Here is a 12672-nt window from a genome sequence, read left to right on the forward strand (position 1 = left end):
ATCGATTTTTTTCGAAGATGAGGCCGGATGAGAAAAATTAATATAGGTATGGTCGCGAAAGCGGCCACATTATTGTTTGCGCTGACAACCTTCGGTTGTGCGACAAATGTGCGAGAGGTCGACACATCCGCCGCCCAAAGCCAGCCCCAGATGACCGGGCCATGTGTCAGCTGTGATTTGAGTGGTGCGGATTTGACGGAAGCAAAGCCGGAGGTTGAGCGCTTTTCCGATTGGCTTACCGGTTTTCGTGTCCGGTTGATCCATTCCGGCGCCAAGGCTGAGACGATCGCGTCCATGCTTGATGGTCTTAAGCCCGATGTGCGCATTATCGAACGTGACCAAAGTCAGCCGGAATTTGTCCGCCCGATCTGGTCCTATCTCGACATTGCCGCATCCGATTTGCGAATATCTAACGGGCAGAAGGCCTATGCAGCGCGTCGTAAAACCATAGACGCGATTGCTGAGCGCTATGGCGTACGCGCTGAAATTCTGCTCGCCGTCTGGGGTCTGGAAAGCTCCTACGGTGCGATCATCGGTAAAAATGATATCGTTCGATCCTTGGCAACTTTGGCTTGGGAAGGCCGCCGCCGAGATTGGGCGGAGCGCCAGCTAATCGCTGCCGCGCAAATGATCGACCGCGGCTTTGCCACACGCGATCAGCTGATCGGTTCCTGGGCCGGCGCAATGGGACAGACACAGTTTATTCCGACGACTTATCTGGAATGGTCCGCTGACTGGGATGGCGATGGTCGCCACAACATCTGGACTAATGAGTTTGATGCCCTGGCATCTGCTGCCAATTTGCTCGGGCAGGCAGGCTGGGAGGTCGGCGCTCCGGTGGTTCTGGAAGTGGTGATACCCGAAACATTTGAACTGGATCTGTGGGACCCCGAGCGCAGCCGTCCGGTCAGCGAATGGGTGAAGTGCGGGCTTCGCCTTGTTGGCAATGCGCCCTGGTCGGCCGATGATCTGATACGATCTGCAAAGCTGGAACTGCCTGCAGGTCGATCCGGGCCGGGGTTTTTGACTTTCCCGAACTTTCGGGTGATCAAGCGCTATAACAATTCCACCTCGTATGCGCTCGGTGTTGCGCTTCTCGCTGAGCGTATTGCCGGTGGCAAGGGCTTTGTCGGGCCTTGGCCGAAAGACAATGTGCCGTTGAGCCGCTCACAAACCCATGAATTGCAGGCTGCGCTTAATGCGCTTGGGCATAATTCAGGCCAGCCAGACGGCTTGGCCGGACCCAATACCCGCCGCGCCTTACGTGATTTCCAGCATGCCCATGATCTCGATGCCGATGGTTATGTCGGCTCATCGGCGTATGACGCAGTGATGGCGGCTGGCGCGCGTAAGTTATGAATGACCTCTTTGGCGCTACCTGATGGACCGCTGGAATGGAATCCGTCCATTGTAACCAGCAGATTCAAGCCCGGTTAATGCTGCAAGTTGCGTAACAGCGAAAACCTGACTCCTGTCATGCAGATCATTGCAGTCACACCTCATTCCACGATTGACCCTCGATAATTAATGGACTAGACTGTCCAGTCCATTAATTAAATATTAGAGAAACACCATGGGCCACCCTGCCGAATCCGCCATCACCGAGACCCGCAACCGCCTGATCCAGGCGGCCAGGGAAGCCTTCATGGAGGAAGGTTACCGAGCCAGCGTGGATAGCATCGCATCCCGTGCCGGCGTGGCCAAACAGACTCTCTACAACCATTTCCCCAGCAAGGACGAGTTGTTCAGCGAGTCAGCCGGCCAAGTTTCAGATGCCATTGTGGTTTCGCTGGATGGTCAGACCGACGACGTGCGTGCCACGCTCATCCGCTTTGGCACGACCTTCCGCCAGAAGGTACTCGGAGCCGAGGGGCTAGCCATGTTCCGCACCCTCATGGCCGAAGCGGTACGCTTCCCTACCCTGGCTCAGGCCTTCTTCGCCAAGGGACCGGAGCAGACCACCACCCGGCTGGCGAATTTCCTCGGCCGCGCCATGGCTGCCAGCCAGCTGCGCCAGGACGACCCACGCTTTGCCGCCGAAATGCTGATAGGCATGCTCAAGAACATTGAACATTTCCGCCACATCAGCGGCAATACCGAGTTGTCTGAACCCCACGAAAAAGCTCGAATCGAGAAGATTACCGACTGCTTCCTGCGCGCCTACGCCCCGAATCACTAACAAGGAACCGAACATGAACCGAATTTTCCCGTTGATGCTTCTGCTGACAGCCGCGCTTGCGGGTTGCGGTGGTGAGGGCGACAAAAAAACCGCTTCTGGCCCCGGTAGTCCGGCCATGCCGCCGCCGGAAGTCGATGTCGTCACCGTCACGCCGGGTTCGGCCACTCTCACCCAAGAATTGCCTGGCCGGTTGCAGGCATTTCGCACCGCGCAGGTGCGGGCGCAGGTGGACGGCATTCTGGAGAAGCGCCTGTTTGCCGAAGGCACCGATGTCAAGGAAGGAGCCGCCTTGTTTCGCATCGACCCACGCAACTACCTGGCGTCTTTCGATGCGGCCAAGGCGGATCTGGCCGTCGCCCGCCTGACGCTGGATCGCTACCGGCCCCTGCTCGAAATCAAGGCGGTGAGCCAACAGGAAGTCGATCTGGCCGAGGCCAAGGTAAAGCAGGCGGAAGTGGCTCTGACACGCGCTCGCATCGATCAGGAAAACACCACCGTGCCGGCACCCATTTCCGGCCGCATCGGTCGCGCACTGGTAACCGAGGGGGCGCTGGTGAGCAAGGGCACGGCGACGCATCTGGCCACCATCGAGCAGGTTGACCCCATCTATGCCAACTTTACCCAGCCCGGCGCCGATCTGCTGCGACTCCGGCAGGCCATGAAGGCGGGCAAACTCAAGGCGGCGGAACAAGCCACGGTGGAATTGATACTGGAAGACGGCAGTATCTATCCGCAACCGGGAAAGCTGCTGTTCTCGGACCTTGCCGTCGATCCGGCAACCGGCAGTGTTTCTCTGCGCGCCGTGTTTCCCAATACCGGACATGAATTGCTGCCCGGCGCCTTTGTACGCATCCGCTTCCCGGAAGCCCAGCTCAATCAGGCCATCCGGGTGCCCCAGCGCGCCGTGCAGCCGAGTCCCCAGGGACAGCTTGTCATGATCGTGGATCACGAAGGCAAGGCCGCGCCCAGGCCGGTGAAAACCGGCGGCATGAGCGGCGGCGATTTCATCATCGCCGAAGGCCTGAAAGGCGGCGAACAGGTGATCGTCAACGGCCTGCAAAAAGCGCGCCCCGGCACACCGGTAAAGCCCGTTCCGTGGAATCCGAACACCTCCCCTGCCGCGCAGCTGCCGGCGGGTGAAAAGAGATAGGGGTTCGCCATGTTCGCCAAATTCTTCATCGACCGTCCGGTCTTCGCCTGGGTGATCGCCCTGGTGATCATGCTCGCCGGAGGCCTCGCCATCAGGGGTCTGCCGCTGTCCCAGTATCCCGCGGTTGCCCCCCCTTCGATCGCCTTCAACATCATCTACCCGGGCGCATCGGCCAAGGTGGTCGAAGATACGGTCACGGCCCTGATCGAACAGGAAATGAACGGCATCGAACACCTGCTCTACATGGAGTCGGCTTCGGAACTGGGCACAGGCACGGTAACCCTGACCTTCGAGCCCGGCACCAACATCGACATCGCCTCGGTGGAAGCGCAAAACCGCTACAAGCGCATCGAAGCGCGCCTGCCCGATGACGTGCGTCGGGTGGGCGTGCCAGTGACCAAGCCATCGCGCAACTATGTGATGTTCGTCGCCCTGCATTCGCCGGACAACAGCCTGAAGGCCGTCGACCTCGGCAGTTTCGCCGCCGCCAGCGTGCTCGACCCGCTACGGCGCGTCAAGGGCGTGGGCGAAGCCCTTCTGTTCGGGACCGAGTATTCGATGCGCCTGTGGCTCCAGCCGGAAAAGCTCCATGCCTACAATCTATCGCCCGCCGACGTGACCCGTGCGGTGCGCGCCCAGAACGTGGAACTCGCCACCGGCGAGCTTGGACAGGCTCCTGCGGCAGCCGGCCAGCAACTGAACGCGGTAATCGTCACGCGTAGCAGGTTGTCGACGCCCGAGGAGTTCGGCAATATTCTCGTCCGTACCCAGCCGGACGGCTCAGCCGTGCGGGTTAAGGACGTTGCCCGGGTGGAACTGGGTTCGCAGGACTACAACATCTTCGCCCGCCTCAACGGACAGCCGGCCGCAGCCATCGCCATCCGTGTGGCGCCCAACGGCAACGCGCTGGATGTGGTCAAGGCGGTGCGCGCAAAAATGGCTGAGATGGCACCCTACTTTCCCAAGGGCGTGAGCTGGGACGTGCCCTACGACACCTCCCGCTTCGTCGACATTTCCATCAAGGAGGTGTTGCTGACCCTGGTACAGGCGGTGGTGCTGGTATTCCTGGTGATGTTTCTGTTCCTGGAGAATTTCCGCGCCACCCTGATTCCCACCATCGTCGTGCCGGTCGCCCTGACGGGCGCCTTGGCCGGACTGTATGTCTTCGGCTACTCGATCAACGTGCTTACCCTGTTCGCCATGGTGCTGGCCATCGGTATTGTGGTGGACGATGCCATCGTGGTGGTGGAGGCAGTGGAGCGCATCATGCGTTCGGAAGGGCTGGCGCCTCGGGAAGCGGCGCGTAAGGCGATGGACCAGATCTTCAATGCCATCGTCGGCATCACCCTGGTGTTGTCGGCGGTATTCGCGCCGATGATTTTTTTCGGCGGCTCGGTTGGCGTGATCTACCGCCAGTTTGCCGTCACCCTGATCCTCACCATGCTGTTCTCGGCCCTGATGGCGCTGACGCTGACGCCAGCCCTGTGCGCCACGCTGCTCAAGCACGAACCGGGCAAGGAATATCGGCCCAGCAAGGGCTTCTTCGGCTGGTTCAACCGCTTTTTCGACCGCACCACTCAGGGCTATCAATCCTGGGTCGCACGCGCGATCGGAAAAACCGGGCGCTACCTGGTGCTTTACGCCGCCATCATCGGCGCCACCGGCTGGCTGTTCATGCACCTGCCCGGCAGTTTCCTGCCCGACGAAGACCAGGGCTATTTCATCAACATGGTACAACTGCCACCGGGTGCCTCGCAGGAACGCACCATCGAGGTGCTCACCCAAGTCGAGCAGTATTACCTCAAGCAGCCGGAAGTGGCCAAAGTCATCGGTGTGGTCGGCTTCTCCTTCTTTGGTCGTGGCCAGAACGCAGCCCTCGCTTTCGTGCGGCTCAAGGACTGGGATGAGCGCAAGGGCCTGGAGCATTCCTCCACGGCGCTGGTGCAGCGCGCCAACATGGCGCTATTCCAGATCAAGCAGGCGATGATTTTTGCGGTTAACCCGCCACCCATTCCTGAACTCGCCTCCACCGGCGGCTTCGACTTTCGCCTGCAGGACCGCGCCGGTCTCGGCCGCGAAAAATTGCTGGAAGCGCGCAACATGGCGCTGGGGCTGGCCGGGCAGAATCATAACCTGGCCGGTGTGCGGCCGGAAGGTCAGGAGGCAGGACCGCAGCTGTTGCTAGACATCGACCGGCGCAAAGCTGAGACCCTCGGCGTTTCCATTGCCGACCTCAACGAAACTCTGCAATCCACCCTGGGGGTCGCCTACATCAACGACTTTGAGCGCCAAGGCCGGATATTGCGGGTGCAGATGCAAGCCGAGGCAGATTTGCGCACCACGCCGGAAATGCTCCTGCGTCTGTCGGTCAAGAACAAGGCGGGGGGAATGGTGCCGCTGGCCGAACTGGTCACGCCCCGCTGGATCGTCGGTTCACCCAAGCTGGATCGTTTCAACGGGCTGCCCGCCATGAAAATCGCCGGTAACCCGGCGCCCGGTCACAGCACCGGCGAGGCGATGCAGACCATGGAGGAACTGGCCAAAAATCTGCCTCCAGGATTCGGCTTCGAGTGGTCCGGCACCTCGTTCGAGGAGAAACTCTCCGGCAGCCAGGCACCCTTCCTGTTTGCACTGTCGCTGCTGGTGGTTTTCCTCGCGCTGGCCGCGCTGTATGAAAGCTGGTCGATTCCCTTTGCCGTGCTTCTGGTAGTACCACTGGGGATCTTCGGCGCAACCCTGGCGGTAACGTTGCGCGGCTTGCCCAACGACGTCTATTTCAAGGTGGGCCTAATCGCCATCATCGGACTATCCAGCAAGAACGCCATTCTGATCATCGAGTTCGCCCGTGACTTGCAGGAGAAAGGCATGGGGCTGGTCGAGGCCACTCTGGAGGCCTGCCGACTGCGTTTCAGGCCGATCCTGATGACCTCCTTCGCCTTCATTCTGGGCGTGCTGCCACTGGCGATTTCAACCGGGGCCGGGGCCAACAGTCGTCACGCCATCGGAACCGGCGTAATCGGCGGCATGCTCGCGGCCACCTTCCTGGCAATATTCCTGGTGCCGGTGTTTTTCGTCGTGGTGCGAAAGATCTTCCCCGGCCATGCCCGCCGACACGAGGAGAACGATCATGTATAAGTCACTCATCATCGCCCTGGGCACCGCTTTGGCAGGCTGTTCGCTGATGCCCGATTACCAGCGGCCCGAGCCGCCGGTTGCCGCACAATGGCCGCAAACTGCCCAGCCGGACGGCGTGCGCAAGGCAGCCGAAATCGACTGGCGCAGCTTCTTCCCCGACCAAAGGCTGCAAGCCCTGATCGCGGCTGCTCTCGAACACAACCGCGATATGCGCATCGCCGCCGCGCGCGTCGAAGAAGCCCGCGCCCTCCATGGCATCACTCGCGCCGACCGGTTGCCCGGCGTCGATGCCGCCGCCGGGGGGCAATCGGTGCGCACGCCGGGCGACCTCTCCTCCACCGGAAAAGCAAATACCACCCGTCGCTACGACATCGGGCTCTCCATGCTGTCTTTCGAGCTGGATTTCTGGGGCCGGGTAAAAAGTCTGGATGAAGCAGCACTGTCTAGCTTCCTTGCCACCGAGGAGGCCCAGCGCGCCCTGCGCCTGTCGCTCATTTCCGAGGTCGCCAACGCCTATTTCAGCCTGCTGGAGATGGACGAGCGCACACGGCTTGCACAAGAAACCGTGAAGAGCCGCGAGGAAACCCGCACTATGATCGGCCACCGGCGGGAAGTGGGGCTGGCTGGCGACCTCGACTACCTGCAGGCGGATGGCGCACTGGAGCTAGTGCGCGCGGAGCTCGCCAGCCTGCAACGCCAGCAGGCCGCCGCCGCGAATGCGCTGGTGCTGCTCGTCGGCCAGCAACCGTCCAGCCTGCCCGAGGGACGAACGCTACTGAATCAGGACATCGTTGCCGACCTAGCCGCGGACCTGCCTGCGGAAGTACTGCTCCAGCGCCCTGACGTGCTGGCTGCGGAAAAAAGACTGATTGCCGCCAATGCCAACATCGGTGCCGCACGCGCTGCTTTCCTGCCGCGCATTAGCCTGACCGCCGGCCTGGGGACGGCGAGCAGCGCGCTTTCAGGGCTATTCGGAGGCGGCAGCGAGAGCTGGAATTTCCAGCCGGCGTTGCGCCTGCCGCTGTTCGATGGCGGCCGCAGCGCCGCCGGGGTGGATCTCGCCGAGGCCCGCAAGGTCATCGCCGTGGCCGAGTACGAGAAGGCCATCCAGCAGGCTTTCCGCGAAGTCGCCGACCTCCTCTCAGCCCGTACCTATCTGGTTGAGCAACTGCGCGCGCAGCAGGCTGCAGAAAAGGCCCAGAACGAGCGCCTGCGCCTGGCGGAAGCCCGCTACAAGGCAGGTGTCACCAGCCACCTCGAAGTGCTGGATGCGCAGCGTGAATCCTTTTCCGCCCAGCAAGCCACGGTGCAAACCCGGCACGCATGGCTCACCGCTGCCGCCCAGCTTTACAAGGCTCTGGGCGGCGGTGGGCTGTGAAATGACTGGAGTGGGAGAGGAAAACGGTGAGCATGTTTGACATGACAGAAACGACGAAGCTGGCTGGCATGGCACTGGCGTTGCTGCTCGCCGGCTGCGCGGTCGGGCCCGACTATCGGAAGCCCGAAGCATCTGTCCCGGCGGCTTGGCACAGCGCCATGAAAGGCGGCTTGAAATCCGTCTCACCCGAAGCTGCGCAACTCGCCCAGTGGTGGAACGGTCTCGACGACCCGCAGCTGTCGCGGCTGATCGAGCAAGCGACGGCCAACAACCTGGACCTGAAACTGGCGCAGGCGCGACTACGCGAGGCGCGCGCCCGCCGCGGGGTATCCGCAGCCGACCGTTTTCCAACCTTGAATGCCGCTGCCGGCGCCAATCGCAGCCGTTCCAGCGAGGAAATGGGCTTCGGCGGCGGCAACGTCAACGAGACTTGGTCCGCGCAGTTCGATGCCAGCTGGGAGCTCGACGTCTTTGGCGGCAAGCGCCGCGCCTTGGAGGCGGCCACAGCTAACCTTGAGGCTTCCCAAGAAGACCTGCGCGATGTGCAGGTGAGCCTGCTGGCGGAAGTGGCACTGAATTATGTCGAGGTGCGCGCCTATCAGGCGCGGCTAGCCATTGCACTATCCAATCTCGCCAGCCAGAGGGAAACCTGGCAGATCGCCCGCTGGCGTTATGAGGCTGGTCTCACCACGCAACTGGACGAGGATCAGGCCCGGCTCAATCTGGAACAGACCCGCGCCCAGCTTCCCGTGTTGCAAACGGGACTGGAACAGTCCAAAAACCGGCTCGCCGTACTGCTGGGACGCAAGGCCGGCGAACTCGCGGAACTGGAGACAACGACGGCGATTCCGCAAACACCAACCGAAGTGGCCGTGGGCATCCCCGCCGACACCCTGCGCAACCGTCCGGATCTGCGCCGCGCCGAGCGCCAGTTGGCGGCAGCGACCGCACAGGTGGGCGCGGCGACCGCCGCCTTGTATCCCAATTTCTCGCTTTCCGGCACCCTCGGCCTGCAAGCGCTTTCCAGCACCAACCTGTTGCAGGCCAGCGCTCGCATGTTCTCCGTCGCAGCCAATGCCGGCTGGGTGCTGTTCGATGCCGGACGCATCCGGCAGAACATCGAAGTGCAGAACGCCTTACAGGAGCAGGCGTTGATTCGCTACGAGTCGGCCGTGCTCGGGGCATTGCGCGATGTGGAAAACGCGCTGGTCGCCTACGCCGAGGAGCTGAACCGACGCGCCGCACTGAAAGACGCCGTGCAATCGGCACAAAGTGCGGCGGGGCTTGCCGCCAGCCAGTATGCCGCCGGCCTGATTGACTTTCTGACGGTGCTGGATACCCAGCGCTCGCTCTTATCCCTGCAAGACCAGTTGAGCCTGAGCGAGGCCGCAGTCACCTCCAACCTGGCACGCCTTTTTAAAGCCTTGGGCGGCGGCTGGAGCATCGAATCCTCAGGAGAAAAATCATGAGCACCCCCGCCAACGATGTGGCCAAAACACTCGGCCTCGACCGACAGTCCAAAGTAACTTCGCGACTGAAACCCTACTTGGTCTGGGGTGGTATCGCCCTGGCCGTCGTGCTTTTGGCGTTGTTCTGGTTCGGCCGTCAATCCAGTGGCCTGGTACAGTACCAGACACAGGAAATCAAACGCGGCGGCCTCACCGTGATGGTTTCCGCCACCGGTACGCTCCAGCCCACCAACCAGGTGGACGTGGGTAGTGAAATTTCCGGCACCATCAAGACAGTAGAAGTCGATTACAACGACCAAGTCACTCGCGGCCAGGTGCTGGCGAAAATCGAGACCACCAAGCTGGAAGCGCAGGTGAAGCAAACAGCCGCATCAACAGAAGCCGCACGTGCCCGCGTGCTGCAAACCCAGGCGACCGTCAGCGAGGCGAAGGCCAAACTGGCGCGGCTGGTGCAGGTACAGGATGCCAGCGGCGGCAAAGTGCCGTCGAAAGCCGAGATGGATACGGCAAAGGCCAACCTCGACCGCGCCATCGCCGACGAGGCCAATGCCCGTGCCACCGTCGCCCAGGCGGAAGCCACCCTGGAAGCACAGCGCACTGATCTTGCCAAGGCCGTGATCCGCTCGCCGATCAAGGGCGTGGTATTGAAGCGCGCCGCCGAACCTGGCCAGACCGTCGCCGCCACGTTCCAGACCCCGGTGCTGTTCACCTTGGCCGAAGACCTGACGCAAATGGAACTGCACGTGGACGTGGATGAGGCCGATGTGGGCAAGGTGCGCGAAGCCCAGACGGCGACCTTCACCGTCGATGCCTATCCCGACCGCAGCTTTCCGGCGCGCATCACCCAGGTGCGATTCGGTTCCAAGACCGTGGCCGGTGTGGTCACTTATGAAACCGTGCTCAAGGTGAACAATACCGATCTGCTGCTGCGGCCGGGTATGACCGGCACCGCCAACATCACGGTGCAGCAGGCCAAGGACGTTCTACTTGTGGCCAACGCCGCACTGCGCTTCACACCGCCGCAAGCCGCACCCAAACCCAAGGGTGGGGGCGGTCTGGTTAGCAGCATGCTACCGCGCCCCCCCAGTTCAGCGCCCAAAGCAGCGGATAGCGCCGAGGACAAGCAGCCCCACGTGTGGGTGCTGCGCGATGGCAAGCCGGAAAAGGTGATGCTCAAGATCGGCATGACCGACGGCATCATGACCGAGGTTAAGGAAGGCAAGTTCGAACCAGGCATGGCGGTGGTGGTGGATGTGATTGAAGCGAATAAGTAACCATGGACACCACCAGCGTTCCCGTCATCGAACTGCGCCAGGTCACCAAGACCTTCGGCCGTGGCACGGCGGCGATGCAGGCGCTGCGCGGCGTCGACCTCGTCATTCAGTCCGGCGAGTTCGTCGCTGTGATGGGTCCCTCCGGCTCGGGTAAGAGCACCTGCATGAACATCCTCGGCTGCCTCGACACGCCTACTACCGGCAGCTATTTGTTCCAGGGTGTGACGGTGGGCAGCCTCAGCCGCGACCAGCGCGCAATATTGCGGCGTCATTACCTGGGCTTCATATTCCAGGGTTATAACCTGCTCAATCGCACCACGGCACTGGAAAACGTCGAACTGCCGCTTATCTATCGCGGTGACCCAGTCGAAGTGCGTCACCAGCGTGCCCAGGAGGCGCTGGCGGCGGTGGGCTTGAGTGGCTGGGAGCATCACACCCCGGGCGAACTGTCCGGCGGCCAGCAGCAGCGCGTAGCCATCGCCCGCGCCATCGTCACCCAACCTGCCGTACTGCTCGCCGACGAGCCGACGGGCAACCTGGATACCGCGCGCAGTCAGGAGATCATGGACATCCTCACCCGGCTCAACTTTGATCAGGGCATCACCATCGTCATGGTCACCCACGAGCCGGACATGGCGGCCTATGCCCGGCGCACCGTGCATTTCCGCGACGGCCTGGTCGTACCCGAGCACGAGATCCAACACGAAGGGGGTGCGTGATGCTCTGGAATGCTTTGTTACTAGCCATGCGCGAGATCCGGCGCAATGTGCTGCGTTCTTTCCTCACCATCCTCGGCATCGTCATAGGGGTGGCCGCGGTCATCATCATGGTAACCCTGGGCGGCGGTGCGACCGTGCAGGTGACCCAGCAGATCGCCAGCCTCGGCAGCAATCTGCTCATCATCAGCCCTGGCAAACGTATGGGCCCGGGGCAGACTGTGGGCGCTGCACCATTCAGCGTGGATGATACGGTTGCGCTGGCGCGCGACATTCCGCAACTGGTGGCTGTAGCGCCGACGACCTCGCGTTCCATGACGGTGGTATACGGCAACGCCAACTGGTCCACCCAGATCACCGGCAGCACCGACGACTACTTCAAGGCGCGCAACTGGGTGGCCAAGTCCGGTCGGCTGTTCACGGACAGCGAACAACGCGCGGGCGCGGCAGCGTGTGTGATCGGGCAGACCGTGCGGCAGAAGCTATTCGGTAACCAGGATCCGATCGGGGCGCGCATCCGCCTGCAGAAAATCGCCTGTGAAGTGATCGGCCTCCTGGAGTCCAAGGGCCAGTCCACCATGGGCACCGATCAGGACGACCTGGTCATCATCCCGCTGCGCGCCTTCCAGCGCCGCATCGCCGGCAACCAGGACGTCAACATCATCCAGGTATCGGTGCGCGATGGCGTGTCCACTACCCGTGTACAGCAGGATATCGAGCACCTGATGCGTGAACGGCGCCATCTGTCCGAGAACGAGGAGAACAACTTCAACGTCATGGACATGAAGGAAATCACCAAAATGCTCACCGCCACCACCCAGGTGCTCACCGCCCTGCTCGGTGCGGTGGCGGCGGTGAGCCTGCTGGTAGGCGGCATCGGCATCATGAACATCATGCTGGTGTCAGTCACCGAACGCACGCGCGAGATCGGCATCCGGCTCGCCATCGGCGCGCTGGAACGCGAAGTCCTGCTGCAATTTCTGGTTGAGGCGGCGGTGCTGTCGTCCTTCGGCGGACTGGTGGGCATCGTGCTGGCGCTAGCTGCCTCGGTGGGACTGGCCTCGGTGTTGAACGTGCCGTTCGTGTTCAATGCTGGCATCGTCGTCATTGCGTTTGTCTTCTCCGCGGCGGTGGGGCTGGTGTTTGGCTATTTCCCAGCTAAGAAGGCGGCGCAACTGGATCCGATCGAGGCACTACGACATGAATAGCATTACAAATACGGGCAATGACGAATATTTATACAGTTCTCTGGTCAAGTATATACCAGCGTTCTTTCTTGGCAGCATAGCCCCATAAAGTTGCATTACCGCGCTTTTTTATAGTTGACGACGTCAATGGCGGTTAAAATAGGCGGATTAAAAAACCAAGGAA

The 12672-nt window shown here is 61.7% G+C and carries 9 protein-coding genes; all 9 read left to right on the plus strand.

The window, feature by feature from the left end:
• The first annotated feature begins 27 nt into the window (after positions 1 to 27).
• The 9 genes from SCT_RS08905 (at position 28) to SCT_RS08945 (ending at position 12509) form a co-directional block, all read left to right on the plus strand.
• The gene (locus tag SCT_RS08905) at positions 28 to 1359 is read left to right on the plus strand and encodes a lytic murein transglycosylase (RefSeq protein ID WP_059421861.1); all 1332 of its coding nucleotides are present in this window, start codon (positions 28 to 30) and stop codon (positions 1357 to 1359) included.
• A 214-nt stretch (positions 1360 to 1573) separates the two neighbouring features.
• A complete protein-coding gene (locus tag SCT_RS08910; RefSeq protein ID WP_059421863.1) occupies positions 1574 to 2179 on the plus strand; it encodes a TetR/AcrR family transcriptional regulator in 606 nt (201 codons plus the stop codon).
• A 13-nt stretch (positions 2180 to 2192) separates the two neighbouring features.
• On the plus strand, positions 2193 to 3329 hold the full coding sequence (locus SCT_RS08915) for an efflux RND transporter periplasmic adaptor subunit (protein ID WP_059421864.1): 1137 nt from the start codon (positions 2193 to 2195) through the stop codon (positions 3327 to 3329).
• 9 nt (positions 3330 to 3338) lie between these two features.
• On the plus strand, positions 3339 to 6464 hold the full coding sequence (locus SCT_RS08920) for an efflux RND transporter permease subunit (RefSeq protein WP_059421866.1): 3126 nt from the start codon (positions 3339 to 3341) through the stop codon (positions 6462 to 6464).
• A complete protein-coding gene (locus SCT_RS08925; protein ID WP_059421868.1) occupies positions 6457 to 7842 on the plus strand; it encodes an efflux transporter outer membrane subunit in 1386 nt (461 codons plus the stop codon). The genes SCT_RS08920 and SCT_RS08925 overlap by 8 nt, the downstream gene beginning before the upstream one ends.
• A gap of 32 nt (positions 7843 to 7874) precedes the next feature.
• Positions 7875 to 9311, plus strand: coding sequence for an efflux transporter outer membrane subunit (locus SCT_RS08930; protein ID WP_088178651.1), 1437 nt, complete (start codon positions 7875 to 7877; stop codon positions 9309 to 9311).
• Positions 9308 to 10585, plus strand: a complete 1278-nt coding sequence (locus tag SCT_RS08935; RefSeq protein ID WP_059421870.1) for an efflux RND transporter periplasmic adaptor subunit — start codon at positions 9308 to 9310, stop codon at positions 10583 to 10585. Before SCT_RS08930 ends, SCT_RS08935 begins: the two co-directional genes overlap by 4 nt.
• Positions 10586 to 10587: 2 nt before the next feature.
• Positions 10588 to 11304: an ABC transporter ATP-binding protein gene (locus tag SCT_RS08940; protein WP_059421872.1), complete on the plus strand. Its 717-nt coding sequence runs from the start codon at positions 10588 to 10590 to the stop codon at positions 11302 to 11304.
• Positions 11304 to 12509 carry an ABC transporter permease gene (locus SCT_RS08945; protein WP_059421874.1) on the plus strand — a complete coding sequence of 402 codons (1206 nt, stop codon included), beginning with the start codon at positions 11304 to 11306 and terminating at the stop codon, positions 12507 to 12509. The genes SCT_RS08940 and SCT_RS08945 overlap by 1 nt, the downstream gene beginning before the upstream one ends.
• Positions 12510 to 12672: the final 163 nt, after the last annotated feature.

Source organism: Sulfuricella sp. T08 (assembly GCF_000971475.1).
Classification (GTDB): Bacteria; Pseudomonadota; Gammaproteobacteria; order Burkholderiales; family Sulfuricellaceae; genus Sulfuricella.